Source organism: Corynebacterium sp. Marseille-P8863 (assembly GCF_946902955.1).
In the GTDB taxonomy this organism is placed as follows: Bacteria; Actinomycetota; Actinomycetes; order Mycobacteriales; family Mycobacteriaceae; genus Corynebacterium; species Corynebacterium gottingense.
This window is the reverse complement of the sequence record NZ_CAMPQC010000013.1, coordinates 53,988-80,409: the sequence shown is the minus strand read 5'-3', so window position 1 is coordinate 80,409 and position 26,422 is coordinate 53,988. Positions and strand designations below refer to the sequence as shown.

The 26,422-nt window shown below is 66.7% G+C and carries 23 protein-coding genes and 1 pseudogene; 12 read left to right on the top strand and 12 right to left on the bottom strand.

All coding sequences use genetic code 11. The features are described from left to right. Window position 1 precedes the first annotated feature (1 nt). Genes OVO38_RS09400 through OVO38_RS09385 form a run of 4 tightly spaced genes read left to right on the top strand, consistent with a single transcriptional unit; the run spans window position 2 to window position 6,785 of the window. A complete protein-coding gene (locus OVO38_RS09400; RefSeq protein WP_267208336.1) occupies window positions 2-3,349 on the top strand; it encodes an arabinosyltransferase domain-containing protein in 3,348 nt (1,115 codons plus the stop codon). 5 nt (window positions 3,350-3,354) lie between these two features. Beyond that, window positions 3,355-4,224, top strand: a complete 870-nt coding sequence (locus tag OVO38_RS09395; protein WP_095275271.1) for a cutinase family protein — start codon at window positions 3,355-3,357, stop codon at window positions 4,222-4,224. Window positions 4,225-4,242: 18 nt separating this feature from the next. Next, the gene (locus OVO38_RS09390) at window positions 4,243-6,090 is read left to right on the top strand and encodes a M13 family metallopeptidase (protein ID WP_267208335.1); all 1,848 of its coding nucleotides are present in this window, start codon (window positions 4,243-4,245) and stop codon (window positions 6,088-6,090) included. Beyond that, window positions 6,054-6,785 (top strand): alpha/beta hydrolase, encoded by a 732-nt coding sequence (locus tag OVO38_RS09385; protein ID WP_233127027.1) that lies wholly within the window; start codon window positions 6,054-6,056, stop codon window positions 6,783-6,785. The genes OVO38_RS09390 and OVO38_RS09385 overlap by 37 nt, the downstream gene beginning before the upstream one ends. Here OVO38_RS09385 and OVO38_RS09380 read toward each other — a convergent pair. From OVO38_RS09380 to OVO38_RS09365, 4 genes are read right to left on the bottom strand one after another with little or no spacing between them, the layout of a single operon-like run. Further along, window positions 6,774-7,499, bottom strand: coding sequence for a VOC family protein (locus tag OVO38_RS09380; protein ID WP_267208334.1), 726 nt, complete (start codon window positions 7,497-7,499; stop codon window positions 6,774-6,776). The two genes, OVO38_RS09385 and OVO38_RS09380, sit on opposite strands and share 12 nt — an antisense overlap. 24 nt (window positions 7,500-7,523) lie before the next feature. Beyond that, window positions 7,524-7,817 carry an RNA-binding S4 domain-containing protein gene (locus OVO38_RS09375; RefSeq protein ID WP_165765822.1) on the bottom strand — a complete coding sequence of 98 codons (294 nt, stop codon included), beginning with the start codon at window positions 7,815-7,817 and terminating at the stop codon, window positions 7,524-7,526. Beyond that, complete coding sequence (locus OVO38_RS09370; RefSeq protein ID WP_095275276.1) at window positions 7,810-8,103, bottom strand: heavy metal-binding domain-containing protein; 294 nt, start codon at window positions 8,101-8,103, stop codon at window positions 7,810-7,812. Before OVO38_RS09370 ends, OVO38_RS09375 begins: the two co-directional genes overlap by 8 nt. 19 nt (window positions 8,104-8,122) lie before the next feature. Beyond that, window positions 8,123-8,836, bottom strand: coding sequence for an SDR family oxidoreductase (locus OVO38_RS09365; RefSeq protein WP_267208333.1), 714 nt, complete (start codon window positions 8,834-8,836; stop codon window positions 8,123-8,125). Between the two features lie 78 nt (window positions 8,837-8,914). Here OVO38_RS09365 and OVO38_RS09360 point away from each other — a divergent pair, with 78 nt between their 5' ends. From OVO38_RS09360 to OVO38_RS09350, 3 genes are all read left to right on the top strand, one after another. Next, window positions 8,915-9,217 (top strand): hypothetical protein, encoded by a 303-nt coding sequence (locus tag OVO38_RS09360; protein WP_122086031.1) that lies wholly within the window; start codon window positions 8,915-8,917, stop codon window positions 9,215-9,217. A 117-nt stretch (window positions 9,218-9,334) separates the two neighbouring features. Continuing rightward, complete coding sequence (locus OVO38_RS09355) at window positions 9,335-10,681, top strand: HNH endonuclease signature motif containing protein (protein ID WP_122086032.1); 1,347 nt, start codon at window positions 9,335-9,337, stop codon at window positions 10,679-10,681. Between the two features lie 85 nt (window positions 10,682-10,766). Beyond that, window positions 10,767-12,050 carry an esterase-like activity of phytase family protein gene (locus OVO38_RS09350; protein WP_267208332.1) on the top strand — a complete coding sequence of 428 codons (1,284 nt, stop codon included), beginning with the start codon at window positions 10,767-10,769 and terminating at the stop codon, window positions 12,048-12,050. Here the strand turns inward: OVO38_RS09350 and thpR are convergent. Then, window positions 12,038-12,580 carry an RNA 2',3'-cyclic phosphodiesterase gene (gene thpR, locus OVO38_RS09345; protein WP_095275281.1) on the bottom strand — a complete coding sequence of 181 codons (543 nt, stop codon included), beginning with the start codon at window positions 12,578-12,580 and terminating at the stop codon, window positions 12,038-12,040. The genes OVO38_RS09350 and thpR overlap by 13 nt on opposite strands. Window positions 12,581-12,605: 25 nt before the next feature. Between thpR and OVO38_RS09340 the strand changes: the two genes are divergently transcribed. Continuing rightward, a complete protein-coding gene (locus tag OVO38_RS09340) occupies window positions 12,606-14,777 on the top strand; it encodes an ATP-dependent RNA helicase (protein ID WP_267208331.1) in 2,172 nt (723 codons plus the stop codon). Window positions 14,778-14,811: 34 nt separating this feature from the next. Continuing rightward, window positions 14,812-16,275 carry a basic amino acid/polyamine antiporter gene (locus tag OVO38_RS09335; protein ID WP_095546902.1) on the top strand — a complete coding sequence of 488 codons (1,464 nt, stop codon included), beginning with the start codon at window positions 14,812-14,814 and terminating at the stop codon, window positions 16,273-16,275. On the opposite strand, the gene OVO38_RS09330 is transcribed toward OVO38_RS09335, so the two are convergent. Together OVO38_RS09330 and OVO38_RS09325 are read right to left on the bottom strand one after the other, a co-directional pair. Next, entirely contained in the window at window positions 16,268-16,870 is a 603-nt protein-coding gene (locus OVO38_RS09330; RefSeq protein ID WP_095535862.1) for a TetR/AcrR family transcriptional regulator, read from the bottom strand. The two genes, OVO38_RS09335 and OVO38_RS09330, sit on opposite strands and share 8 nt — an antisense overlap. Before the next feature lie 22 nt (window positions 16,871-16,892). Further along, window positions 16,893-17,537, bottom strand: a pseudogene (locus OVO38_RS09325) (TSUP family transporter). Window positions 17,538-17,563: 26 nt separating this feature from the next. On the opposite strand from OVO38_RS09325, the gene OVO38_RS09320 reads away from it, so the two are divergent. Further along, window positions 17,564-18,577, top strand: a complete 1,014-nt coding sequence (locus OVO38_RS09320; RefSeq protein ID WP_095535860.1) for an AbrB family transcriptional regulator — start codon at window positions 17,564-17,566, stop codon at window positions 18,575-18,577. Here OVO38_RS09320 and OVO38_RS09315 read toward each other — a convergent pair. After that, on the bottom strand, window positions 18,574-20,277 hold the full coding sequence (locus tag OVO38_RS09315; RefSeq protein WP_240510560.1) for a DUF885 domain-containing protein: 1,704 nt from the start codon (window positions 20,275-20,277) through the stop codon (window positions 18,574-18,576). The two genes, OVO38_RS09320 and OVO38_RS09315, sit on opposite strands and share 4 nt — an antisense overlap. A 169-nt stretch (window positions 20,278-20,446) precedes the next feature. Between OVO38_RS09315 and OVO38_RS09310 the strand changes: the two genes are divergently transcribed. Beyond that, entirely contained in the window at window positions 20,447-21,517 is a 1,071-nt protein-coding gene (locus OVO38_RS09310) for an ROK family transcriptional regulator (protein WP_095546904.1), read from the top strand. Here OVO38_RS09310 and OVO38_RS09305 read toward each other — a convergent pair. Continuing rightward, complete coding sequence (locus OVO38_RS09305) at window positions 21,473-22,003, bottom strand: gamma carbonic anhydrase family protein (RefSeq protein WP_267208330.1); 531 nt, start codon at window positions 22,001-22,003, stop codon at window positions 21,473-21,475. The genes OVO38_RS09310 and OVO38_RS09305 overlap by 45 nt on opposite strands. A gap of 164 nt (window positions 22,004-22,167) precedes the next feature. Here OVO38_RS09305 and OVO38_RS09300 point away from each other — a divergent pair, with 164 nt between their 5' ends. Then, a complete protein-coding gene (locus tag OVO38_RS09300; RefSeq protein ID WP_267208329.1) occupies window positions 22,168-23,466 on the top strand; it encodes a dicarboxylate/amino acid:cation symporter in 1,299 nt (432 codons plus the stop codon). A 26-nt stretch (window positions 23,467-23,492) separates the two neighbouring features. On the opposite strand, the gene OVO38_RS09295 is transcribed toward OVO38_RS09300, so the two are convergent. The 3 genes from OVO38_RS09295 to OVO38_RS09285 form a co-directional block, all read right to left on the bottom strand. Then, a complete protein-coding gene (locus OVO38_RS09295) occupies window positions 23,493-24,410 on the bottom strand; it encodes a hypothetical protein (protein WP_267208328.1) in 918 nt (305 codons plus the stop codon). A 128-nt stretch (window positions 24,411-24,538) separates the two neighbouring features. Further along, the gene (locus OVO38_RS09290; protein WP_267208327.1) at window positions 24,539-25,459 is read right to left on the bottom strand and encodes a CAP domain-containing protein; all 921 of its coding nucleotides are present in this window, start codon (window positions 25,457-25,459) and stop codon (window positions 24,539-24,541) included. Window positions 25,460-25,515: 56 nt separating this feature from the next. Beyond that, window positions 25,516-26,421 carry a Sir2 family NAD-dependent protein deacetylase gene (locus OVO38_RS09285; protein ID WP_267208357.1) on the bottom strand — a complete coding sequence of 302 codons (906 nt, stop codon included), beginning with the start codon at window positions 26,419-26,421 and terminating at the stop codon, window positions 25,516-25,518. Window position 26,422: the final 1 nt, after the last annotated feature.

Sequence of the window (26,422 nt, the reverse complement as noted above, 5' to 3'; positions counted from 1 at the left end):
CGTGGCAACCGTTTCAAATGTTCAACCAAAAGCTCCGAAGTCGCTGGTCTACACCGCGATCGTTTCCGGTCTGATCGCCTTCGTCCTGCTGGTCTTCACCCCCTTCCTGCCCGTCAACCAGGTGCAGTCGAAGATTTCCTGGCCGCAGCAGGGCAGCGTCGCCTCCGTCAACGCGCCGCTGATCTCGCTCGCGCCGCAGGACGTGTCGCTGACCATCCCGCTCAGCGCGGTCGACGAGCTGCGCGATGACCAGACCACGATCCTGTCCACCCTCCCGGAATCCTCCAAGGAGGCGACGGACCGCGGCCTGTTCATCACCGCCCCCGAGGGCGGCCTGGTGGTCTCCTCGCTCAATGACGTCGTCTTCGAGCTGACCCCCGACGAGGTCCGCTCCCTGCCCGCCGACGCGCGCCTGGAGATCCGCCAGACCGACGAGGGCATGACCGCCGCCATCCCCGGCACCACCTTCGTGGAGGAGTCGGACGATGACTACAGGCCCCAGCTCACCGGCCTGTACACCGAGCTCAAGCCCGAGGCTTCGCAGAAGCTTATCGACGCCGGCCTTACCGCCACCGTCGACGTGAACTCTCGCTTCACCTCCTCCCCCACCACCGTCAAGCTGCTCAGCATGGTCGGCGGCCTCGTCGCCGCCCTGATCGGCCTGTGGGCCCTGCGCCGCCTGGACCGCTACGACGGGAAGCACCTGCCCGCCTTCGGCCCCCGCTGGCGCACCTTCACGCTTCTCGACGCCGTCGTGCTCGCCATCCTCGCGTTCTGGCACGTCTTCGGCGCGAACACCTCCGACGACGGCTTCCTGCTCACCATGGCCCGCGTGTCCAACGACTCGGACTACATGGCGAACTACTACCGCTGGTACGGCGTGCCCGAGGCCCCGTTCGGCTCCCCGTTCTACGACGTCCTCGCCCTGCTGTCCAAGGTGACCACCGCGTCCATGTGGATGCGCCTGCCCACGCTGCTCGCCGCGGTCCTCACCTGGTGGATCCTCTCGCGCGAGATCCTCCCTCGCCTCGGCTCGGTGGTGGCAGACCGCAAGGTGGCCCACTGGACCGCCGCCTTCGTCTTCCTGGCGTTCTGGCTGCCGTACAACAACGGGCTGCGCCCGGAGCCGATCATCGCGCTCGGCGTGATTGCCACCTGGGCCATGTTCGAGCGCTCCATCGCCTCCGGCCGGCTCGCCCCCGCCGCGTGGGGCACGGTGACCGCGGCGATCACCCTGGCCTGTGGCCCGACCGGCCTCGCCGCCGTGGGCATCTTCCTGGTCAGCCTGCCGGCCGTGTTCCGCATCATGAACCGGCGCCGCCACATCGCCCCCGGCCTGGCCTACGTGGCCGTGTTCCTGGGTGCCGGCCTGGCGGTGTTCGTGCCTATCTTCAAAGACCAGACGCTGGCCACCGTGCTCGAGTCCACGTCGGTGCGCAGCCAGGTCGGCCCGGCCCTCGAGTGGTTCTCCGAGTGGGTCCGCTACGGCACGCTCTTCCAGCAGTCCGTGGACGGCGCGATGTCGCGCCGCTTCCCCATGTTCGTGTTCTTCTTCTGCCTCATCCTTATCTCCTGGGCGGTCGCCCGCTTTGGCAAGGTGCCCGGGGTGGCCAAGGACGTGACGCTGCGGATGCTGCTGATCGTGGGCCTGTCCACGTTCTTCCTCATGTTCACGCCGACGAAGTGGACCCACCACTTTGGCATCTACGCGGGCCTGGGCGGCGCGGTTGCCGCGCTCGGCGCCGTGGTACTTTCCCACATCGCGCTGCAGTCCAAGCGCAACCGCACCTTCGCCATCGCCGCGGTCCTGTTCCTCATGGCGCTCACCCTCGCCGGCTGGAACGCCTGGTGGTACGTCTCCTCCTTCGGCGTCCCGTGGTGGGATAAGACCGTCCAGTTCAAGGCGGTCGAGGCGAACAAGGTCGTGCTCATCCTCGCCCTACTCGTCGCCCTGGTGGGTGTGGTCCAGTCCTTCCGCAAGGACCAGACCGAGAAGCGCGTCGGCGGAGCCTGGACCGGCATCATGGCCGCCCCCATCGCCGTGATGGCGGTGGCGATGGTCGCCTTCTCCTGCCTCACCTTTGCTAAGGCGTTCGCGTCCCAGGCCCCCGCGTACTCGGTGGGCATGGGCAACGTGAAGTCGTTCGCCGGCGACACCTGCGCGCTTGCAAACGATGTACTGCTGGAGGACGACACCAACGATTCCTTCCTCACCCCGGCCGACGGCGTCCCGCTGGGCAAGTCGCTCGACTCCGGCGACGAGAACCGCGGGTTCACGCCCGACGGCGTGCCGGCCTTCATCGTCAGCGAGAACGCGAACTCCTCCGATACGCAGCAGGAATCGCGCTCGGAGGCGTCGGCGGTGGAGAAGGACGCGTCGTCGACAAGCGCTGGCACCGACGGCACGGAGACGGAGGAGGACGCGCCGGACGCCAAGGACCTGACCGAGGAGGCGCAATCCACCACCACGACGCACACGCAGGGCAACCGCCCGAAGTCCATGCGCGGCATCAACGGCTCCACCGTCCGCCTGCCGTTCAACCTGGACTACACGCGCGTGCCGGTGCTGGGCACCTTCGAGGACGAGCCGAAGGCATCCGCCAAGATCAAGACCTCCTGGTACGAGCTGCCGGAGCTTCACGACGATTCCCCGCTCCTCGTCACCTCCGTCGCCGGCCGCATCAAGCACCACGACATCAACGGCGTCGAGCAGGAGGGCACCGAGCTGGTCCTGGAGTACGGCAAGCGCGCCGACGACGGCAGCATCACCAAGCTGGGCGAGAAGGAGATGCTGGACCAGGGCCCGACCCCGCTGTGGCGCAACCTGCGCCTGCCGCTGGCGGACCTGCCGGAGGACGCGGACGTGGCGCGCCTGGTGGCCGAGGACGCCTCGCTGGCCGAGGAGGACTGGCTGGCCATCACCCCACTGCGCAACCCGCACCTGTCCCCGCTCAACGAGCGCTTCGACGCAAACACCCCCGGCCTGCTCGACTGGTCCGTCGCCTTCCAGTACCCGTGCCAGCGCACGTTCAGCCACTACGCCGGCGTGACCGAGATCCCGGAGTACCGCATCATGCCGGACGCCCCGGGCAAGCAGCAGCTGTCCGGCTTCATGGACTTCTTGGGCGGCGGCGCGCTGTCCACCGCGGAGGCCGTGAACTACTCCTACGAGATCCCCGGCTACCTGCGCAACGACTGGCAGCGCGACTGGGGTTCCGCCGCGAAGTACGAGCGCAGGACGAACTCCGTCGGTGACATCCCAAACAACGCGCAGATAGATTACGATGAGGTCGTCCGATCGGGCTGGTGGACTCCGGGCCCGATGAAGATCCGTGACCCGGAAGAGTAAGACGAATGCGCCGTTCCCGTCTCGCTGCCGCAGTTGCCGCTGCCCTCATCGCCCTGGCGCCGACCGCCGCCGCGGCCGATGAGCAGGCGGTCCCCGCGCCCATCCAGCCGTCCGACAACGCTGGCCAGCTGGTGGAGCAGCAGGGCTGCACCGACCAGTACCTCATTGCCATCCCGGGCGGTGCCAACACCGCCCCCGGCATCCCCAACGCGGTGCCGCACGGCGGCAACGTGTTCCTCACCGGCATCTTCACCCAGCTGGGGACGGGCGGGAGCGTCCAGCCGCTGTGGGTGTCCTACAGCGCCACCCCGTTTGCGGCGAACAACTACTACGCATCCTCCGCGGACGGGTACAACGAGACGGTGCGCACCGTGAAGCGCCTCTCCGCCTCCTGCCCGGGCGCCACCTTCAGCTTCACCGGCTACTCGCTCGGCGCGGACATTGCGTCGCGCCTCCTGCGAGACATCGCCCACGGCAACGGCCCAATTACCCCGGACCGGGTCGACTCCGCCGCCTTGTTTGCCAACCCGTACCAGGGCGGCAACGGCGCGGTCCTCTCCCGCATCACGGCCCCCGAGTCCCGCGGCGCGCTCGGCGAGCTCAAGGGCGGCTACGGCGAGCTCGGCGAGCGGGTCCTGGAGATCTGCAACCCGCGCGACATCGTCTGCTCCACTGACGCCCAGTACCGCCCGCTTGTCGAGCCCGCACTGGCCACCGACCTGCGCGCCGGCAAACTTCCGCTGAAAAAGTTCAACGTCCTGCTGAGCAACCTGGGCATCGGCGCGCTGGGCGTGTTCACCGGCATGGGCGCCCACGGCCAGTACACGCTGGCGGACCAACAGGAAGCGTCGAACTGGATCATCTCGCACGCCTAAACCCGTTACAGTGGGGGCATGCATGACCTATTTGAGCTAGTCAACGGGGACTGGGTGCGCGAGCACGAGATCCCCGCCGACCGCGGCATCGACGGATCCTTCTACGCGCTGCGCGACAAGTCGGAGGAGGACGTCCACGCGCTGCTGCAGGAGGGCGCGGGCCGCGGGGGCGACCTGTACACCTCCTTCATGGACACCGACGCCATCAACGCCGCTGGCACGGCCCCGCTCCAGGAGGACCTGGACGCACTGTCCGTGACCACCGTCGAGGAGTTCGTCGCTGCGCTCGGCGCCCTCGAGCGCAGCGGCGTCGGCGGCCCGCTGACCTACTGGGTAGCGAAGGACTCGCAGGGCGAGGACTCCGTGCCGTACCTCATCCAGTCCGGCCTGGGACTGCCCGATGAGGCCTACTACCGCTCAGAGGAACACGCCGAAACGCTCGCCGCATACAAGGAGCACGTGGCGCGCATGCTCGGCGTGCTGGACCCGAAGTACCTGCTCGGCCTGACGCCGGCGCTGGCGGCCGAGCGCATCCTCAACCTGGAGACACAGCTGGCGGGCAGCCACTGGGACGTGGTGCGCTCCCGCGACGCCATGGCCACCTACAACCCGACCACGCTCGACGCGCTGCCCGCCCACGTGCAGGCGCTGCTGCGCGCCTCCGGGCTTCCCGACGGCACCGTGATCAACATGATGCCGTCCTACACCGAGGACCTCGAGGGCATGCTGCGCCCGGAGACGCTCGCCGATTGGCAGCTGTGGGCCGTCTGGAACATCCTGCGCACCCGTGCTGGCCTCCTCACTGAGGAGATCGGCGCCGCGAACTTCGAGTTCTACGGCACCACGCTCTCCGGCGCGACCGAGCAGCGGGACCGCTGGAAGCGCGCCGTCGGCCTGGCCGAGTCCCTCGTGGGCGAGGAGATTGGGCAACGCTACGTGGAGAAGCACTTCCCGCCCTCCAGCAAGGAGCACATGCTCAAGCTGGTGGACTACCTGGTCGCCGCGTACCGCGAGCGGATTTCGGCGCTGGACTGGATGACGGACGGCACCCGCGAGCGCGCACTGGAAAAGCTGGACCAGTTCACCGCCAAGATCGGCTACCCCGACAACTGGCGCAACTTCGACGGGCTCGAGTTCTCCACCAGCGGCGCCGCCCTGGTGGCCAACGTGCGCCGCGGCTCCGCCTTCGAGCACGACTACCAGCTGGGCAAGATTGGCAAGCCGGCGGACCGCAACGAGTGGGTCACCACCCCGCAGACCGTCAACGCCTTCTACAACCCGGTGGTCAATGACATCACCTTCCCGGCCGCGATCCTGCAGCCGCCCTTCTTCGACCCGGACGCCAGCGCGGCCGAGAACTTCGGTGCGATCGGCGCGGTAATCGGCCACGAGATCGGCCACGGCTTTGATGACCAGGGCTCGCGTTACGACGGCGCGGGCAATCTCAACTCCTGGTGGACCGACGAGGACCGCGAGGCCTTCGAGACCCTGACCGCCAAGCTGGTCGAGCAGTTCAACGGCCTCGTACCGTCCGTGCTCGACGAGGGCTCCCAGGGCGTCAACGGCGAGTTCACCCTCGGCGAGAACATTGGTGACCTCGGCGGGCTCGGCATCGCCGTCGTGGCGTACCGCAACTACGAGCAGAACCCCGACTTCGAGGCGCTGTTCAAGGCGTGGGCGCGCGTGTGGCGTTCCAAGACCCGCCCGGAGATGGCTGCGCAGCTGCTGGCCATCGACCCGCACGCCCCGAACGAGTTCCGCTGCAACGTGATCGCCGCAAATATCGACGAGCTGTACCAGGCCTTCGACGTCGAGGAGGGCTCCGCCATGTGGATCGCCCCCGAGGACAGGGTGAAGATTTGGTAGACGAGTACCCGGAAAACGTCCAGGGCGACCCGGACTTCAACGTCGGCGGCGTGGACCGCCCGCTGCCGGACGCGCTGCAGTTGGAGCAGCTCGTCTCCTACATCGAGGCGACGTACGACCCGGACTCGCCCCAGTACCTGGCGCTGCTGCCGGACAGGATCACGCACGCAGCCATGCTCATGCTGGGGTCCGCGGTAGACCATACGATGCCGGGCGTTGCGTATACGGGCGAGGTGGCGTCGAGAAGCTGCCCGCTCGGCGAGCTGTACGGCGACGACGCCGCGACCTGGGTGATCGCGCTGTGGGACGGGCCGGACAGCGCGATGGAGCACTGGTTCCGGCCGGAGGCGGCGGCGGTGGCGCAGCTGTCGGGAGCCACCGTGCTGGTGTCGGACAGGCCTGACGATGCGGTGGCATTCGCCCGCGAGCAGGGCGCGGAAACGGTCGCGGTGTGGGCGTTTTCCACGGGCAGCGAGCGCCTGCCGCGCGACGTCGATGCCCTAGCCCTCACTTTTCCCACAAAAGTTGCGGACCTGGGGGTGCCCACGTTTATCCAGGTGGGGACGAAGGACGAGCTCGGGGCAAGGATTTCCGACGCCCACGAGTACCACTCCACGCACTACATCCAGACACCGGCTGAGGCCCGGCGGCGCGTCCGGGACCTCGCGGAGTTCTTGAGAGCACTAGAGCTCTAGGACCGAGTCGGCCTCGCTGAAGTCCTCCGGGGCGGGCTCGGGGGCCTCGACGAGGAAGGAGGCGGCGCCGGCGGAGTCGCGCATAGCCAACATCGGCCCGAACGGGCTGTCGCCAGGACCGGCGAGCACCTCCCCGCCCAGCATGCCGACCTCCTGGCGCGCCTGCGAAATGTTCGCCACGCCGAAGAAGCTCTGCCAGCCCGCGTGCTGCTCCTGCACGCGCATGCCCAGAAACGGCGCGCCCTCCGCGAGCGCCAGGTAGTAGCCGTCCGACTCCTTGATCTCCCAGTCAAACAGGTCGCCGTAGAAGTCGATCGCCGCGAGATCCGGGGCGCTGTACTCGTACCAGACCGGCACACCCGGCTCGCCGGCCGCGACGAACTGCTCCTCACCGGCCGGGTCGATCAGACCGAACAGACCGCCCGCCGGGTCCTGGCACACCTGCATCCGGCCCAGGGAGACCTCGGAGGACGCCACAACTTTTCCGCCAAACTTTTCCACCGGGGCCCCGCCCAGGAAATAGGTCACCCACGCCGGTCTCTCGCCCGGCACAATGCCCGCGACTGGTAGCCCCTCCTTCTTGGCCACCAGGTAGTCCTCGCCGGAGGTCTCCCAGCCGAGGAGTTTGGAGTAAAAGTAGGTGGATTTCTGCACGTCAGGCGTGAGCAGGTCCTGCCAGTACGGCATACCGGGTTCCGCGCTGAAAGCGGGCATGCAAGGCTCCTTTGCAGGTTCGGGTTAGGGGAGGTTGCGCCACTTCTCCGGGTCGAAGTCGTCGTTGGCGGTGCGTTCGTCGAAGTAGTCGTCTTCCTCCCCGCCGCAGACGACGGTGGCGGTGGTGGAGTCGAGGGAGACCACGTCGGCGTCGTAAAGCAAATGGCTTCTCGACGTCACCACCTCCCCGTTGACGGCGACGTCGCCCGCAGCGATAGCCTCCTTGGCGTGGCCGCCGGACTCGACGAGGTTGGCCAGCTTGAGGAACTGGCCGAGGCGGATCGAGTCGCCGGAGATGGAAACGTCCATACTAGGCAAGCTTCACCGCGGTGCCGGTCGCGGAGACGAGCATGGCGCCGCCGTCCGGGCCGAGCGGCTCGTAGTCGATGGCCACGGAGATGACGCCGTCGGCGCCGAGCTCCTCGCCGCGCTTCCACAGCTCGTTGAGCGCGGCGTCACGGGCCTGCGCGATCTCCACGGGGCGGTTGTAGCCGGCGCTCATGCTGCGGTAGAGGTTGATGCCAATGACGGTCTCGCCGCCAATCACGCGCATGTATTCACTGATGGTGCGACCTTCAACGGTCGGAGTCGTAGTCAAGATCATGCACTCATTCTAGCCGAGGTCAGCGCTCGGCCTGATCCACCGGCATGATGTTGAGACTGTCGATGTTCACGTGCGGCGGCAAGCTGGCCACCCAGCGGATCGCCTCCGCGACATCCTCGGCGGACAGATTGAGTTTGCCCTCGTACACCGCGTCGGCTTTCTCCTGGTCACCGGCGAATCGATTGAGTGAAAAGTCCGTCTTCACCCGGCCGGGGTCGATCTCGGTCACGCGGATGCGCTGGTCGGTCTCCTCGCGCCGGAACGCGCGAGTGGTGCCGCGCAGGCCGTACTTCGCCGCGTTATAGCCGGCGCCGCCCTTGTAGGCGTCCGTGCCCGCGACCGACCCGATGTTGATCACCAGCCCCTCAGACTCCCTGAGTTGCGGATACAGCGCGCGGGTGACACGCATCGTGCCCATCACGTTGGTGGCAAACATCCATTCCCAGTCCGCATCGCTCGCGTCCCTGAGATAGTCCAGCTGCTTCGCGCCGCCCGCGTTGTTGACTACCAGGTCAACGCGTTCCAACTGGGCCGCAAGCCTATCGACGCTCCCCTGATCCGTCACATCCAACTCCGCCGCCACCCCGCCGATCCCCTCGGCGACCGCTCGGCACCGGTCCAGCCGACGCGCCGCGACGACCACGCGCCACCCGTCCTTCGCCAGCGCGCGGGCCGCCGCCGCACCAATACCCGCGGAACCGCCAGTAACTACTGCAACTCGCTGCTTTCCCATGTGATCAGCCTAACAAGACCGATTGCGCCCACTGAACATCATCCAGGCCGCGATCCACGTGGCAAGAAGGATCATGCGATGGCCGACCACGGGCCAGGTTGGGCGCTGGTCCGCGACTTTAATGCTCCGAGCAATACCGACCCAAAGCGCGCCCGCGAACTTTTGGCCGAATTGTTCCCTAACGGCGAAATCCCCAGCGTGTGGGCCGCGATCCACCTGGAGTACGGCACGAACACGCACTTCGGACCGGACTGCTACATGAACTTCAACTGCACCATCCTGGACATCGGGGCGCGCACCCTGTTCGGTCCCGGCTGCCAGCCCATCACCGTGGACTCCCTCGTGGCGGGCGTGCCCGCAACCGTCAAACGCAACATCTAAATTTCGTACATTCGAACACTATATTGCCTGGTAGCCAGAGTCGACGCACTGTAACCCTTGCGCGTCGTATGTGCGTTCGGTAGCATGATGGAAACTTCACTTCGATGGGGGGACACCATGACCACCGCAACCGCATCGCCACCGACCTACTTCCGCACCCAACGACCAGACGACCCACTCAGTTCCGCCGCCCAGGCCACCCGCGAGGCCCACTTCGCCGTCTTCGCCCCGTACATCGACGGCGACATCGAGGACTTCGACCTGCGCGTCACCCAGATCCAGCAGGCCACCGGGTGGTCCAAGGGCTTCGTCGAACACGGCATCTTCGCCTACGCCACACTGCGGCACCTCCCCCAGCTCCAGGAGATCCACTGCCGCACGAAGCTGCTCGACATGTCGCACCTCACCGCCATCGAGCGGGTGCTCGCCGAGCTCGGGGAGGAGGTCGACCCTGAGGCTTTCGCGCTTATCGACGACACCTTGGCCGCCCTCTTCACGCCCTCCAAAACCGATCAGCACATGCCCCGGAGACACACCGTCACCAGACGCATCCGCGAGCTCATCCGCCAGATCGACCCGGAGCGCGCCTACGACCCGAAGCGCCGCCGAGAGCGAGCCGCTGCGGGGCCATCAGTCACGTTCGCAGACTTCGTCTTGGGCGGGGTGTCGCAGTCCGTGGTCCAGCTCAACACGGACGAGGTGACCGCGGCCCAGTGCAAGAAGAGCATTCTCCGTGTGGCGCGCGAGCAGAAGCTGACGTTGGCCGAGACGGTGGTGCGGCTGTTGACGGGGGAGGTGGTGGCGTCGGTAAGCCCGGTGCTCCACGTCTACGCGCCGAAGGGGCGCGCGGCGGGCGACCCGGTGCAGCTGCCCGGGAGCGGGTGGACGGGGCCGGAGGCGACGGCGGCGCTGGACGAGTGGATCGCACGGGCCGGTGCGCGCGAGGTGGACCTGGACGAGATTTCGCGGAAAAGTACCGAGAGCTACACGCCGACCGCGGAGATGCGCAGCTACGTCGTGGCGCGCGACGGCACATGTATTTTCCCGGGGTGCCACCGGTCGGCGGCGGACTGTCAACTGGACCACCGCATCCCCTTCGACCGGGGTGGCACGACGACGCCGGACAACCTCTTCGCGCTCTGCCAGCACCATCACAACCTGAAAACCGATAAGCGGGCCACGTACCTGGTCGACCGGGCGACCGGTGAGGTGGTCTGGCTGTTCGCCGACGGGACGTACGAGTTCGCCGAGTCCGAGGGGCTCCTCAACCAGGAAGCCGTGCCGACGCACCCGCGATGGAGGTCCAGCCTGGACAGCGTGCGAAGGAATCGGGCGCGCGCCGCCGAGTTCGCCGCGAAGGGCCACGCGATCCTGGACGAGCTCGACCGCGACCACGACGAGGAGAAGGCCAACGCGCGGATCGCGGCGCTCGAGCGGGAGTACGGAATGATTTTCCCGAGCTAGTCCTTTTCACCGAGCGCGAAGTGGATACGCGCCCTAAACTTCGCTGGGCACGACCCACCATGCAACGAAAACGAGGTAGCACCACATGCAACTCCCCGCACCCCTCAACCAGATGGTCAAGGACGCCACGCTCGAACAGGTCATCGCCGCCATCGCCGGCGTGTTCGTGGCCGGCGGACTCGTCGGCGGCGCGATCAGCGCGATCGCCACCCAGAACACCGAGACCACCGAGACCACCACCGGCCCGACCCTGGAAGCCCGCGCGAAGCTCGACGCCCTCTACCAGGCGCCGGGTCCGGACTCCGGTAAGGACGCGTTCGACGGCAACGGCCAGACCCACCCATTCAAGGGCCAGGTCATCCCCGGCTTCTCCGGCATGATCGAGATCGGCGACGGTTCTTTCTACGCCCTGCCTGATAACGGCTTCGGCGCCAAGGACAACTCCTCCGACTTCCTGCTGCGCATCTACCACGTCAGGCCAAATTGGGAGACCGCGGAAACCGCCAAGGACCCGCAGGGCGTCGGCGGCGTCGAGGTGCTCGACTTCGCCGGGATGAAGGACCCGAACCACAAGATCCCGTGGGAGATCGTCAACAACGACACGGAGGACCGCCTCCTCACCGGCGCGGATTTCGACCCCGAATCCTTCGTCCAGGCCGAGGACGGCACCTTCTGGGTCGGCGAAGAGTTCGGCCCGTACATCCTGCACCTTGACAAGGACGGCACGCTTCTCGACGCCCCGTTCCCCTACCCCGGCGTCACCAGCCCGTCCAACCCGGCCTTGAAGGACGGGGAAACCCCCAACCTGCGTAACTCCAAGGGTTTCGAGTCCATGGCCACCGACGGGCGCTACCTCTACCCCATCTTCGAGGGCTATCTTGACGACGCCACCGACAAGCACGTCCGCGTCGTCTCCCAGTTCGACACCGAGGAAGGCAAGTACACCGGCAAGACCTGGAACTACGTCGCCGAGACCGAGGACGCGAACCTAGGCGACGCCTTCCTCACCGAGGACGGCCGCCTCCTCGTCCTCGAGCGTGACGACAACCTGGGCTCCGACGCAGCACTGAAGAAGGTCTTCGAGGTCAAGGGCTTCAAGGATGCGGAGCCGGGCAGCACCCTGGAGAAGGACCTGATGGTGGACCTGCTCAACATTGCGAACCCGGGCAAGATCGGCATGGTGTCCGACGCCCGAGCGTACGGCGTCGGCGACCCCTTCTCCTTCCCGCTGGTCAGCGTGGAAACCATCGTCCAGCTCAAGGACGGCCGCTACCTCACCGCCCTGGACAACAACTTCCCGGGCGACGACGGCCGCTACCGCGGCAAGCCGGACGACACAGAGATGCTCATCTTCTCCTACCGCAGGTAGAACCGGTCCACGACCTCGTACTTCGGGCCGCCGCTTCGACCTTGCCCGCGGTGCGACTCCATGAGGAGCACCTCGTCGACGGTGAAGTCGGGGCCGGAGTAGATGGAGAGGGCGTGGGCGTGGTCGTCGAGAAGCAGCATGTCCCGCGTCCTCGTCCCCCTGCGGGCGACGGACAGGTGGGCGCGCTGACGCCGCCACTGTTCCGGGTCGAGCTGGCAGTCCGCCATGAGGTCCTTGAGCGGCGCCTTGTCCCCGCCGACGCCGATCCACAGCGTGCGGCGGTCGAAGCAGCCGGCGCCGCGCAGGTGCAGGCGCAGCGGGCGGGTAAACGCCGTCGCCTGCGAAAGGTGGTCGCTCACCGCGGCGGCGTCGTTCGGCTGGCTGCCGTAAAACGCGCACGTGATGTGCCAGTTGTCCGGGTCCGTCCAGCGCACCTCCGTGCCGGAGAACTCCCGGATCGGGCGCAGGGCAGTGATGAGGTGCTCCGTGACCTCGGCCGGTGGGACGATCGCTGCGAAGAGACGTCTCATGCCCCTCACGCTACCCTGGAAACTCATGTTTGACCTTGCGAAAATCGGAAAGGGTCTGCCAGTAGCGGATTCCCTGGACCAGCTGCCCGATTCCGGCCCGCTCGTCGTACAGGCCCCGCCCGGAACGGGTAAGACGACGCTGCTGCCGCCGGCGATTGCAAACAAGGTTGGCAAGACCATCGTCACCGCGCCGAGGCGAGTCGCGGTGCGGTCGGCGGCGAGAAGGCTGGCGCACCTGGACGGTTCAGCTTTGGGCCAAAAAGTTGGCTACTCCATCCGCGGCGAGCACGCCGACGGCAGCCTCGTCGAGTTCGTCACCCCGGGCGTACTCCTCAACCGCCTGCTCAAGGATCCGGGGCTTGAGGGAGTCAATGCAGTCATCCTCGACGAGGTCCACGAGCGCCAGCTGGACACCGACCTGGTGCTGGCCATGTGCATGGAGGTCGCCGTGCTTCGCGACGATCTCTACCTCGCCGCCATGTCCGCCACCCTCGACGCTGGCACGTTCGCCCAGCACATGGGCGCGCGCGTCATGTCCACGGAAGCGGTGACCCACCCGCTGGACATCGAGTACGCGCCGCACCCGGAGCGTATCCAGGGCACGCGTGACTTCTACCGGCACGTCGCACAGTTGGCGCAGGCCAGCGCGACGCGCACCCTCGTGTTCGTCCCCGGCGCGCGCGAGGTGGACCTGGTGTGCGGCGCGTGTGAGGACGCAAAACCCCTGCACGGGCGGCTTTCCTCCGCCGAGCAGGACGAGGCGCTGAACGGAAGCTCCCAAGTCGTCGTCGCGACGAGTATTGCGGAGTCCTCGATCACAGTGCCGGGCGTGCGCCGGGTCGTCGACGCGGGCCTGTCGCGCGTGCCCAAGCGCGACAACCGCGGCATGACGGGCCTGGTCACGGTCTCGGAGGCCGTCACGAGTGCGGAGCAGCGGGCGGGTCGCGCGGGCAGGCTCGGGCCGGGGCACGTCATTCGAGCATTTTCCCGCGAGGACTTCCAGAAGTTCGCGGCCGACATTTCGCCGGAAATTGCCACCAGCGACCTCACCGGCGCCGCGCTCGCCATCGCGGCGTGGGGCTCGCCCGACCTGCCGTTGCTCGATCAGCCGCCGGAGCAGTCGCTTGCCGACGCCCACGCCACCCTCCGCCAACTCGGAGCCCTCGACGCCGACAACGCCATCACCACTTTTGGCCGAAAACTTGTGGGCCTGCCGCTGGACCCCCGGCTCGGGGCGGCGCTGCTGGAGTACGGGTCGGGGGCGGCGGAGTGCGTCGCCAGGCTCGGCGACATGGACACGAAGCGGCTCGGCCGGCTCGTGCCGAAAACCTCAAAGGTCCCCGACGGCGACGTGATTGCGACTGCGTTCCCGCAGTGGGTGGCGAAGCGGGTCGGCGACGAATACCTGCTGGCCAGCGGCACCCGCGCAACTTTTGCGGGAAAAGAAGAGTGGATCGCCGCCGCCGAGGTGCAGAGGACGTCCCGCGGCGCCATCATCCGCGAGGCCGCGCCGTATCACCTGCCGGAAGCGCGCGTCGAGGAGACCATCCGAGCAACCTTGCACAACGGGAAGGTCCGTGGGCGGAAGGTTCGGGCGGTCGGCGCGATCGAGCTGTCGTCGACGCCCGTGAAACTGTCGCCGGAAGAGGCGCAGGGGGCGCTCGAAGGGATCTCCCTGGAGGATCTCCAACTCGACGACGCGGCGCAGAAGCTCAAGCAGCGGCTGGACTTCCTGCACGAGACGCTTGGCAGTCCGTGGCCCGATGTGTCGCGTGGCGACTATTCGGTGGAGGTTGGCGAGCTGGCGGGTGGGGCGTCGATAAGCGAGCTCAATATGCGCAACGCACTCATGCGGCAGCTGCCGTGGCCCGAGGCCGCGAAGCTGGACGAGCTCGCGCCGGAGCGGCTGCCGATCGGCAGGATTGATTACTCCACGGGGCGACCGCTCGTGCGGGTGAAGCTGCAGCTGGCGTTCGGGCTGGCGGACTCGCCGGTGATCGCGGGGCGCAAACTTCTCTTCCATCTGCTGTCGCCGGCCGGGCGCGAGCTGGCCGTCACCGACGACCTCCGCAGCTTCTGGGACGGCCCGTACCAGGACGTGCGCAAGGAGATGCGCGGCCGCTACCCCAAGCACCCGTGGCCGGAGGACCCGTGGAGCGCGACGCCGACTGCGCGCACAAAAAAGCACCAAAACTAACAGATTTGGGGGCTCGCCGGGTAACTTATTCGCCATGACTACCCGCGCCCACACTGTAACTATGTGGACTTTGGTCTCCCTGATCATCGGCTCCACCATCGGCTCCGGCATCTTCGCCCTGCCGCAAAACATCGGCTCGGTGGCCAGCCCCGGGGCGATGCTGATCGGCTGGGTGATCGCCGGCGTGGGCATGCTCTCTGTCGCGTTTGTGTTCCAGATTTTGGCGCGTCGCAAGCCGCACCTGGACTCCGGCGTGTACTCCTACGTGCGCGCGGGCCTGGGCGACTTCATCGGCTTTACCAGCGGGTTAGGGTACTGGCTGGGCTCCGTGATGGCGCAGGTGGGCTACGCCACCCTGTTCTTCTCCACCATCGGCTACTACGTGCCCGCGTTTAAAAACGACTGGGTGCTCGCCGGCGCGGTGACCGTCCTGACCTGGACGATCTTTGCCATGCTCACGCGCGGGGTGAAGCAGGCCGCGGTGATGAACGTGATCACCACGGTGGCCAAGCTGGTGCCGATTTTGTGCTTCGTGGTCCTCGTCGCCTTCCTCGGCTTTTCCTGGGACAAATTCACGTTGGACTTTTGGGGCGAAAGTTCTTCGATCCCGTTTTCCCAGCAGCTGCAGGGCATCATGCTGTACACGGTGTGGGTGTTCATCGGTATCGAGGGCGCCTCGGTGTACTCCAAGCAGGCGCGCACGCGCACGGACGTCGGCCGCGCCACCATCATCGGCTTCCTCTCCGTCCTCCTGCTGCTGGTCGCGGTGTCGACGCTGTCCTACGGCGTGCTCACCCAGCCGGAGCTGGCGGCGCTGCCGGAAAACTCGATGGGCGCGGTCCTCGAGGCGGTCGTCGGTCCGTGGGGCGGCGTGTTCATCTCCATCGGCCTGTGTCTGTCGGTGCTCGGCGCCTACGTGTCGTGGCAGATGCTGTGCGCGGAGCCGATCGTGCTCATGGCCAACGACGGCCTGCTGCCCAAGGCCCTGGGCAAAACGAACAACGAGGGCTCCCCGTTCCGCGCGCAGCTCATCTCCACGGTAGTGATCCAGCTCTTTGTCATCATCTTCTTTTCCAACGAGGCCTCCTACAACGCGATGGTGCAGCTGGCCACCATCATGTACCTGCTGCCCTACATCTTCTCCTCGCTGTACCTGATCCTGCTGGCCTCGCGCGGCAAGGGCCTGAGCCACCCGCACGCGGGCGAGCGTTTCGACGACTCCGGGCCGGCCACCACCCGCGCGGACGACCGCCGCAGCCTCATCATCGGCGTGGTCGGGTTCGTCTACTCGCTGTGGCTCGTCTACGCCGCGGACCCGGTCTACGTGCTGCTGGGCGCGCTCGCGGTCCTGCCGTGCATCGTGCCGTACGTGTGGACGCGCGTGCACAACAAGGAGCGCCTGTTCAATGCGTTCGAGTGGGTTGTCGTCGCCATCGTTGTCGTCGGCGCCGCGTTCGCGGTGCTCAGGCTTATCGACGGCACACTCACCCTCAGCTAACGCCAATCACCGGCCACAACACCTCGGTGATGCGCTTGGCCTGCAGCTTCGCGCTGCCCACGTTAAAAGTGGAGCGCAGAATCACAGCACCGACGACCATTGCGCCGACGACGCCCGGGTCGGCCTCGGGGCGCAGGGTGCCCTTCGTCTGGGCGTCCTCGATGTCCTCGATGAACCTGTCGTAGAACGCCTCTTCGAAGCGCTCGCGCCACGCGACCACGAGCGGGTCGGCAGAGGCGATGAGCGAGCCGAAGACGCGGGTGCCCACATTGTCCTCGATGAAGGAACCGAGCTCCGTGATGTACTCGCGGAACGCCTCCTTGGTCAGCGCGTCATCCTCGGAGTAGTAGTCCACGATGTTGGGGATGGAGATGGCGATGTTGTCCAGCGCGTCGACCAGCATCTCTTTGCGGTCCGCGTAGCGACGGTAGATGGTCGTTTTGGCCACACCGGAATCGGCGACGACCGCGTCGATGGAGGTTGCGCTAAACCCCTCGCGCTGCGCGATGCGGAGCACGGATGCGTAGATCCGCTCCTCGGTGGTGAGCTTCTTGGCGGAACCGTCTCCTTTTGCGTCACGATCAATGTGTGCCATACGTCAATATTCTGGCATATCCCTAGGAGCGTGTCAGCAGTTCCTGCCACCCGAGGCGCAGGCAGAGCACCACAACGAGCACCAAAAGCGCGATACGCACGAGTTTTGAACCGCCGCTCAATACGGTCCTTGCCCCCCAATTGGGCGCCCACCACGTTCGCCGCAGCAAGCACGAGCGCTAACTTCCACTCAACAAAGCCGCCCGCGATGAACACCACGAGTGCCCCGGTGTTCGTCGCGGTGTTGATCACCTTCGCCATCGCGGCGGACTGCAGGAACGACTGGGTGAACACGGCCGTGAACCCCATAATGAGGAACATGCCGGTGCCGGGGCCGCGATGGCCAGCCCGATGAGCGCGCGCCGCCGGGTGATCAGCCGGTTCCCCTCCGCCCCGAACTCGGGCTTCAGCGTGATGAAGACGCCCACGGCCAGCAGCAGGACGATGATTGCGGGGCGGATGACGGAGTCGCTGATCAGGGCGACCGCCAGGGCCCCGCCTGCCGACGCACACCCCGCCGCCACCGCGTACCCCCAGGTCACCCGCGGGACGCCAACCTTGCGCACCAGCGTCGCCGCGGCGGAGGCGGTGCCGGTCACCGCCGCGACCTTGTTGGTGGCCAGCACGCTCGCCGCCGACGCCACCGCGAGCAGGAGAAGTGTGCCCATGGCAGTAAACGCTACTATGAGGTCCTATGCAGCGTTGGATGGTTGTGGCCCCGGCTTCGGTGTTGCTGGGCTGGGTGCTCTCCGCGCTCCATGTGCCCGCAGCCTGGATCCTCGGCGCCATCATCGCCTCCGGCGCCGCGGCGCTGATCACCGGCAGCGACCTGCCGCTGGATGACCGCGTGTTCCGGCTCGCCCGCGGTGCAGTCGGCGTGATGGCGGCGTTGCCGCTGGTGGGCATCCCGCCGAGGGAGCTGCTGCCGTTTCTCCTTCCCGGCGTCGCCGCCGCCGCGTTCGTGATCGTGCTGGCGTTCGTCGGCGGTTTCGTGCTGGCCAACCACGGTGTGTCGCGGGAGACCGGTGTGCTGTCATTGCTGGCGGGTGGGGCGTCGTTAATGCCCGCGATTGCAAAGGACGTCGGGGCCGACGTGCGCTACGTGACCCTCACGCAGTACCTCCGCCTGCTCGTGGTCTCTATGACCCTGCCGCTGGTGGCGGGGCTGCTCAGCGCACCGCAGACGCACGCCCCGGAGGAAACGGACCCGTACTGGTGGATGTGGCTGCTCGTGCCGGCGATCGTGCTGGTGGGCCAGCCGCTGGGCAAGCTGTTGCGCCTGCCCAACTCAAGCGTGTTCGGCCCGATGCTGCTCACCGCGCTCCTCGGTTCGCTCACCCCGTTCCAGATCATCCCGCCGCAGCCGCTCATGGTCGGGGCGTTCCTCTGCCTCGGCTGGATGTGCGGCGGCGGGCTCTCCGTGCCGGCGCTGCGGCAGTTCAGCCGACTGCTGCCGGCCACGCTCGCCTACATCGTGCTGCTCATGGCGGCGTGCGCGGCGTCCGGCTGGGTGATGTCCAAGTGGCTCGGGCTCTCGCTCTACGAGGGCTACCTGGCCACCACGCCGGGCGCGCTGGAGACCGCGCTCGCGCTGTCCGCGGAGGGCGGCGCGGGCCCGGCGGTGGTGTCGCTGCAGATCATCCGGCTGGTGTGCATCCTCATCGTCGCCGGCTACCTGCCCAACCTGCTGCGGAAGCTTTCGCGCTAGTGGTTGAGCACCTCGTGGGCGAGCATGTCCATGGGCATTGACCCGAGGCCGAGCGCCTTGGTGTGGAACTGGGCGGCAGTCATTCCCTGGGCCAGCGCGCGTTCGCGCAGCGTGCACCAATCGCGGTAGCCGATGGCGTACGACGGCGCCTGCCCCGGCCACCCCATGTAGCGGTCCAGCTCGAACGAGATGCGCGTCTCCGGCATGGCGCAGTTGTCGCGCAGGAACGCCTTCGCGTACTGGGCGTCCCAGGTGCCGCTGCCGTCCGGCGAGAGCTTCTTCAGGTGGACGCCGATGTCCACCATCACGCGGGCCAGGCGCAGGCGCCGCGAGTCCAGCAGCCCCATCAGGTAGCCGGGGTCCTCGAACCAGCCGAAGTTCTCCATGAGGTGCTCGGCGTAGAGCGCCCACCCCTCGCCGTGCGCGGAGTTGAAGCACACGGAGCGCCGCCACAGGTTGAGCTCGTTGCGGTTGAGCAGCGCAGCGCCGTGCTGCAGGTGGTGGCCGGGGATGCCCTCGTGGAACACGGTGGACAGCTCCTGCCAGGTGTGGAAGGTCTCCTGCCCCTCCGGCACGGACCACCACATGGTGCCGGGGCGCAGCATGTCGTCGCTCGGCGGGGTGTAGAAGACGCCACCGGACCCGGCCCGGTCGATCGCGGTGTTCACCCCGGGCATGTCCTCCGGGATGTCGAGCTCGCTGCCGGCGAAGCACTCGACGACCTCCGCGTTCACCTTGTCCAGCCACTCCAGCAGCGCGTCGGTGCCGTGCAGCGTGTACCGGTCATCCTCGTTGAGGCGCCGGTACGCCGCCGGCACGCTCGTCTCTGCGCCGTACAGCTGTCGCGCCAGGGCCTGTTGCTTATCGACGGTCACCCGCAACTCGTCTTCCGCCCACGCGTACGCCTCATCGAGGTCCACTTCGCGGCCCAAGAAGTACTCGGAGAACAGTTCGTAGCGGTCGCGGCCCACCCCGTCCTCGTGGTTGGCCTGCGGCGACAGCTCGGTGGAGAGCCAGTCCGCGAACTTGGCAAACGCCTCCTTGGCTTCCTCTACCACCTTCGACTCCGGCGGCAGGCCCAGGTAGTCCAGGGTTGAGCCGGACTCACCGAGCGTCTCGCACTGGTTGATCACCGCGTCGATCTGGCGGTGCGACGCCACGTTGCCGTTGTTCGCCGCCTCGGAGAGGGATTCGGTGTAGCCGCACAGCGCGTCGGGCACCTTGCTCAGGCGGGCCGCGACGTTGTCAAAGTCCTCTTCCGTCACCTTGGGCATGAGCAGGAAGGAGTCGCGGATCGTCTGGACGGGCGACTCGATGTTGTTCAGCCGGCGCAGGAACTCGCCCTGGTGGTGCAGCTCCAGGTGGTAGGTCAGCCGATCGCGCAGGATCGTGGCGGTGAGGCTGTCCACCTCGTCGAAGTCGTCCTCGTCGTCGGAGGCGTCGGTGGAGTCATTGAGCGCGTCGACGTCCGCGATGAGGTCACGGATGCGGTCCGCCGTCGCGTCCCAGTACTCGGGACTGAAGTCCTGGAGGTCGGCGTCGAAGCCTTCGAGCCCGATCTGCGTGCCCAGGGTGGGCGTGAGCTGGGCGTAGTCGTAGACGAAGTCCTCACACGTGGCGTCGAGAAGCGATGGCTCTCGGCCAGGCATCGCACCTGGCGCGTGCTCGGGTGTGGGCTCGGTCGGGAGAACTGACGTCATGATTGGGGATTCTAACCCACCTGCGAATTTTCCTGCCATCGGAAATTTTTTGAACCAAGCTGTCTGTCCTGCTCAGGGCACAGGTTTTCATATGGTGAGACGGCATTTTTCGGCCATTTTCAGGGCCCTGACTGGACAAAGCAGTCTGCCAGTGAGTAAATATATTCACATGACTTGCACAACATTGCCGTTCACTCGTCCGACGACCCCCGCGGCGAAGTGTCTCCACCTCATTCGCCTGCAGGACCTCACGTCCCGCAGTGAACTCGTGCAAGCCACCGGACTCTCCCAGCCGACCGTCACGCGCGCCATCGCCGCGCTCACGGAGGCCGGGCTGGTCAACGAGCGCACCGACCTCACCCGCTCCACCGGGCGCGGCCGGCCGACGATCCCCCTGGAGCTCGCCGAGCCCGACCCCGTCTACGGCGGCATCGCCGTGGGCACCGACTTCACCTACGTCGCCGTCTTTGACCTGCGCGGTCGCACCCTGCGCTGCGTCGACCTCGAGCTGCCCGTCGCCAGCATGACGCCCGACGACGTCATCCAGCACCTCATGGCGGCACTCAACCGTCTCACCGCGGGCATGCAGCGGCGCCTCGCCGCCCTCGGCGTGACCACGTCGGGCACCGTGACGGAGGACGGCACCGTCATCGCCGTGAACCTGGGTTGGGACGGCGTGGACCTCGCCGGGCAGTTGCGGGAGCAGTTTTCTGTGCCGGTTGAGGTGACGTCGATTAGCGCTGCGATCATCGGCTCCGAGATGCAGTCGAACCTGGACCTTGGCGACGGGCCGATCATGGCGCTATTCGCGGACGACTCGATCGGCTGCGCGGTGTCCACCGGCGACGGCGTGCAGCCGATCCGCGTGAAGCGGCACGAGCTGACCACGCGCGGCCTGCTCGAGCGCATTCACAAGCCGGGGCTGGCCACGCTGCTCGACGCCGTCCAGGATTCCAGCCCCGACACCCGCACCGCGCTGGACGAGCGCGCCCGCGACCTGGGCAGCCTGGTGGCCAAGCTCAGCACCGAGCACGCGCCGTCCACGGTGGTCATCGCGGGGAGCGCGTTTATCGACGACCCCCACGCCCCCGCTCCTTTCGCCCGCACCGTGCGCGCCGAAATGGAGCAGGCGCCCGAGCTGCGCATGATCCCCACCCACGCTGAGGTGGTGCGCGACATCGCCCGCGCCGCCGCGCTAGACCTCGTGCTCCGCGAGCCCCTCACGGTAGCGGCGAGCTAGCTCCACGTAGCCCGCGGCGTGGCGCACCCGCTGCTCGCGGGTTTCCGCGTCCAGCTGCTTGCGCACCTTCGCTGGCACCCCGGCCGCAACGGAAAATGGCGGGACGACCTGCCCCTCCAGGACCACCGCCCCGCCGCCGACGATGCTGCCCTCGCCCACGCGCGCGCCGGAGAGCACCGTCGCGCTCATCCCGATCAGGCAGGCCGGCTCCACGGTGCAGCCGTGGACCATTGCCATGTGCCCGACCGTGACGTCCTCCCCGAGGACGGTCGTGCTTCCCGTCTCCACGTGGATGACCGAGCCGTCCTGGACGTTGGAGCGCGCCCCGATCTCGATGGCGCCGACGTCGCCACGCAGCACCGCGCCCGGCCAGATATTGACGTCCTCGGCAATAGTGACGTCGCCGATGATGGTGGCCCCGGGGGCGATGTAAGCGCTGGGGTGGATGCGCGGGGTCTTCCCCTCGAACGAGTAGATACCGGACATTGGTGCTCCTCACTGTGTTGGGTGTGCCCTCCGAGCGTAGTCAAAACGCCCAGGTAGACCGTCCTGTCTGTCTGTTGAGCGAATTAATTTTTAGGCGACACGCTGCTACTCTGCGTTGAGTAAGTACAGACCTGTATAGATTCTTTCAACGCATTGGAGCGCGCATGTCTCTTCCAAAGTGGGCGACCGGATTTGGCGCCCAAGTGATTTACGGCCTGATTATCGGCCTCATCCTCGGCTTCATCGCCGCAGGTAGCGACGTCGAGTGGCTCTCCGGGCTGCTCGACTGGGTCGGCGGCACCTACGTCCAGCTGCTCAAGCTGCTCATCCCGCCGCTGGTGTTCACCGCTGTGGTGACCTCGATTGCCAACCTTCGCCAGGTCTCCAACGCGGCCCGCCTGGCCGTGCAAACGCTGGTGTGGTTCGCCATCACCGCGTTCTTCTCCGTCATCATCGGCATCGTCGTCGGCGCCGTGCTCAAGCCCGGCGCGAACTCCACCGTGGACGCGGCCGAGGCCGCCGAGCCGTCGACCACCGGTTCCTGGATGGGCTTCCTGGATTCCGTCGTCCCGTCGAACTTCCTTGGTCTGACCGCCAAGGTCACCGAGTCGGGCGCGTCGGTGAACTTCAACGTGCTGCAGATCCTCGTGGTCTCCCTGCTCATCGGCGTCGCCGCCGTGAAGGCGGGCAAGTCCGCCGAGCCGTTTATCAAGTTCTCCGAGTCGCTGCTCAAGGTGGTTCAGGTCGTGCTGTGGTGGGTCATCCGCCTCGCCCCGATCGGCACTGCGGCCCTGATCGGCAACGCAGTCGCCACCTACGGCTGGGAGGCCCTGAGCAACCTGGGCCAATTCGTCCTGGCCATCTACATCGGCCTCGCCCTGGTCATCTTCGTGCTCTACCCAATCGTCCTGGCCGTGAACAAGATCAACGTGGTTGAGTTCTTCCAGCGCGTCTGGCCCGTCACCGCACTGGGCTTTGTCACCCGCTCCTCCATGGGCGTGATGCCGGTGAACCAGCGCACCGTCGAGCAGTCCATGGGCGTGCCCTCCGAGTACGCGTCCTTTGCCATGCCGCTGGGCGCGGCGACCAAGATGGACGGCTGCGCCTCCGTCTACCCCGCCATCGCCGCCCTGTTCGTCGCGCAGTTCTACGGCGTTGACCTGGGCATGATGGACTACCTGCTCATCGTCATCGTCTCCGTGCTGGGTTCCGCGGCCACCGCGGGCACCACCGGTGCGACCGTCATGCTGACGCTCACCCTGTCCACCCTCGGCCTGCCGCTGGCGGGCGTCGGCCTGCTGCTGGCCATCGAGCCGATCATCGATATGGGCCGCACCGCCGTCAACGTCACCGGCCAGGCCGTCGTGGCCGCCGTGGTGTCCACGCGCGAGAAGATCCTGGACAAGGACGTCTGGGACGCGGGCAAGGAGGCCGGAAAAGGCATCCCAGCCTCGGTCAACTAACTTTTCGGCGAAAAATTGATAACGCTCTAGCGTGGCAAAATGCCGGCGGGCAGCACGTCACCAGCGACTGCCGCGGCGGCACCGCCGGCAGCTGCCAGAATCGCTAGAACGATGCCAACAATGGCACCAGTGCTCAGGCTCGAGCCTTTGTCCTGCTGAGCATTCGGCTTCGCAGGTTTTTCAACGGTTTTCGTTACCGTAGTGGCGGGGGCCGTAACAGTCACAGTCGGCGCTTGCTTTTCCGCGGCTTCCGTAATCACCGGTGCCGGCTGACTCACAGTTTCCGTAGCGGTCTCAGTAACCGTCACAGCGGCCATCTCCGTCTTTGCCGCCGGAGCTGCCGGGGTCACCGTCGTCGTTACAGGTGCCGGGGTCACCGTCGTCGTCACCGGCGCCGGGGTCACCGTCGTCGTAATCACCTTTGTCGTCGGAGCTGCCACAGGTGCTGGGGTCACCGTCTTTGTCACAGTCTTCGTCACCGGAGCAGTAGTCTGCTGCGTCGACGACTTCGGAGCTGCTGGACTGTCAGCCACTAGCGAGGCAAGCGGGTGGATCGGGAAGTCCCCAGTGACTATTTCAGAGCTACCGTCAGTGTAGTTCACGCGGACTTTTACCGGAACATTGAAAGCCGCAGGGTAGATCTTCTTCTTCTCGAGGGTGATGTTGATGTACTCACGGAATCCATTGAGGGTTTCCACTCGATACGTCACCGGATACGGTGAATCGAACTCAAGGATTTCCATATCCAGGAACTCGGGGCCCTCATCGGACAAGAAAAACGACAGCTCCTCAGTTGGACCAGCTTCCAAAGCCCCGATCGGAGTGATGCTCGGCTCGTACAAGTCCGCTGCCGTTATCTCCTGCGCCGTGAGGCCCACGGGGTTGACGAGCGCCGACATAGCCACCGAGGCCGCGACTACCAGCGCGGTCGCTTTCTTCTTCAAAGTGTTCTCCTTACAGACGGGAAACGAAAACCGTCTGAAGTATATACACCCCTTGAGTGTTGGCTGCCCGTTTTATTCACACTTGCTGTGCGTCCATTATCTGTCAGCTGCCAGAATGGAATTTACCCCTACTTCGGCAGCACGTCCGGCAGGTACTGCTTCACAAAGGAGTAGATGCCGGCCAGGACGCCGATGATGGCGAAGATGATGCCGATGATCTTCTCGGTTTCGGAACCACCGCCGAGCGACACAGTGCCCTGAGTGCCCTGCCCCCTGCTCGGGGTGCTCTTCTTCGGCAACGGAACCGCCTTCGTCGACGGCGTCTCGCCGTTGTTCGCCGGGCGCGCCAGCGCCTCGGTGCGCGCGCCCTCGGGGAACGCGGTCACGCCGGAGGCCTTGCCCGCGGCCTCCCACGCGCTGGCGGTGCCCTCGGCCGTCCGCACCGACGCCACGCCGAACCACGTGCGGTCCGGGTTGATCAAGTTGTAGAGGTGGCCGTTGGCGTTGTTGAACTGGCCATTCGAGTCGTACAGGGCGTCCAGCTCGTCGTAGCCCCAACCGTGCATGGCTTTCGCCATGTCTTCTTCGCCGGAGAGGTTCTCGCCGAACGGCTGCTCGCCCTGAATCGTCGCGGTCCACAGCGAGCCGCACTCATTGCTGCACGTCTCGTTGTACGGGCGATCATGGTCGATCCCGCCGGCTTCTTCCAGCGCGCGCTGCAGGGCGATGAGCGCGTAGCCGTGGTCGATCTTCACGTCGTTGACGTACGCCTCCTTCGTCCTCAGCCCGGTCACCTTTGCCGCGTACTGCAGGGTCTCGCCCTTGAACGGCACGTTGCGGTCCCACATGTCGGCGCGCAGCTCGCGCACCTTCTGCAGGGCGATCTCGTTGTCGCGGGTGAGGTCAAACTTTGCCTCAAAAGTGACGACCTGATCGGCGGGCTGGTTCAGCTCCACGCCGGTGACCGGAGCGGGGTCGGCGGAAGCGGCGGGCGCGACGACGAGGGCGGTCGCGGCGCATGCTGCGATTGCGAGGGAACGAAAACGCATGTCAGGGGCCTTTCAGCAAGTTTTCGGGCAAAAGTTACCCCTTCACCCTACAACTCCTAGAGATCCAGTCCATCCAGAATTGCGTCCATCGCGTCGGCGACCCCGGTGCGCCACAGTGTCGTGGCCTTCGGGTCGGCGCGCCCCGGCCCGCCGTTGACCACCGCGACGGGCTTGCCCTGTTTGCGGGCGTCCAGGACGAATCGGTACCCGCTCATCACCGCCAGCGACGTGCCCAGCGCCAGAACCGAAGCGGACTCGTCCAGCCACGCCCGGGCTGCTTGTCTGCGCCCCGTCGGCACATTTTCACCGAAGTACACCACGTCCGGCTTCAGCCGTTGGCCGCCGCACGCGGGGCAGGCGATCATGTGGAAGCGCTCCACGTCGCTGGCGCGTAGCTCCACGTCGCCGTCTGGGTTGATCATGCTGCCGGTGATCTGCACTGACTCGAAGAAGTGGGGGTTGGCTTGGGAAAGCAGGGCGTCGATAAGCGAACGAGCGTGGCGCGCCCCGCAGTCCAGGCACACGACGTGCTCCATATCCCCGTGCAGCGCGATGACGTCGCGGGAGCCGGCGGCGAGGTGGAGGCCGTCGACATTCTGGGTGACAATACCGGTGAGCAGCCCGGCGCGCTCGAGCTCGACCAGGGCGAAGTGGGTGCGGTTGGGCGCGGCGGCGCGCATGAACTGCATACCCACGAAGGCGCGCGCCCAGTAGCGGTGGACCTGGGCGGGCGAGTGCGCGAACTCCTGGTACGTCATCGGGCGGCCCTTGGTCAGGCGGCCGCCGGCGCTGCGGTAATCGGGGATGCCGGAGTCGGTGGACACGCCCGCGCCGGTGATGACCAGGACGTTGCCGCGGCGCAGCTGCGCGACGACGCGCTCGAGCGCGAGGTCCGGGTCGGTGGGCGCGGTGGTTTCGTGGACGACTCGCTCGATGGAGCGCACGGCGCTGCGGTGCGCCATC

Bases quoted from the DNA above. Each gene is read 5' to 3' on its own strand.
- OVO38_RS09305 (WP_267208330.1), bottom strand. From the start codon at position 22,003: ATGTCCGGTATCTACTCGTTCGAGGGGAAGACCCCGCGCATCCACCCC.
- OVO38_RS09340 (WP_267208331.1), top strand. From the start codon at position 12,606: ATGTTTGACCTTGCGAAAATCGGAAAGGGTCTGCCAGTAGCGGATTCC.
- OVO38_RS09310 (WP_095546904.1), top strand. From the start codon at position 20,447: ATGACTTGCACAACATTGCCGTTCACTCGTCCGACGACCCCCGCGGCG.
- OVO38_RS09390 (WP_267208335.1), top strand. From the start codon at position 4,243: ATGCATGACCTATTTGAGCTAGTCAACGGGGACTGGGTGCGCGAGCAC.
- OVO38_RS09320 (WP_095535860.1), top strand. From the start codon at position 17,564: ATGCAGCGTTGGATGGTTGTGGCCCCGGCTTCGGTGTTGCTGGGCTGG.
- OVO38_RS09315 (WP_240510560.1), bottom strand. From the start codon at position 20,277: ATGACGTCAGTTCTCCCGACCGAGCCCACACCCGAGCACGCGCCAGGT.
- OVO38_RS09285 (WP_267208357.1), bottom strand. From the start codon at position 26,421: ATGGCGCACCGCAGCGCCGTGCGCTCCATCGAGCGAGTCGTCCACGAA.
- OVO38_RS09290 (WP_267208327.1), bottom strand. From the start codon at position 25,459: ATGCGTTTTCGTTCCCTCGCAATCGCAGCATGCGCCGCGACCGCCCTC.
- OVO38_RS09360 (WP_122086031.1), top strand. From the start codon at position 8,915: ATGGCCGACCACGGGCCAGGTTGGGCGCTGGTCCGCGACTTTAATGCT.
- OVO38_RS09300 (WP_267208329.1), top strand. From the start codon at position 22,168: ATGTCTCTTCCAAAGTGGGCGACCGGATTTGGCGCCCAAGTGATTTAC.
- thpR (WP_095275281.1), bottom strand. From the start codon at position 12,580: ATGAGACGTCTCTTCGCAGCGATCGTCCCACCGGCCGAGGTCACGGAG.
- OVO38_RS09330 (WP_095535862.1), bottom strand. From the start codon at position 16,870: ATGGCACACATTGATCGTGACGCAAAAGGAGACGGTTCCGCCAAGAAG.
- OVO38_RS09335 (WP_095546902.1), top strand. From the start codon at position 14,812: ATGACTACCCGCGCCCACACTGTAACTATGTGGACTTTGGTCTCCCTG.
- OVO38_RS09395 (WP_095275271.1), top strand. From the start codon at position 3,355: ATGCGCCGTTCCCGTCTCGCTGCCGCAGTTGCCGCTGCCCTCATCGCC.
- OVO38_RS09365 (WP_267208333.1), bottom strand. From the start codon at position 8,836: ATGGGAAAGCAGCGAGTTGCAGTAGTTACTGGCGGTTCCGCGGGTATT.
- OVO38_RS09355 (WP_122086032.1), top strand. From the start codon at position 9,335: ATGACCACCGCAACCGCATCGCCACCGACCTACTTCCGCACCCAACGA.
- OVO38_RS09350 (WP_267208332.1), top strand. From the start codon at position 10,767: ATGCAACTCCCCGCACCCCTCAACCAGATGGTCAAGGACGCCACGCTC.
- OVO38_RS09370 (WP_095275276.1), bottom strand. From the start codon at position 8,103: ATGATCTTGACTACGACTCCGACCGTTGAAGGTCGCACCATCAGTGAA.
- OVO38_RS09380 (WP_267208334.1), bottom strand. From the start codon at position 7,499: ATGCCCGCTTTCAGCGCGGAACCCGGTATGCCGTACTGGCAGGACCTG.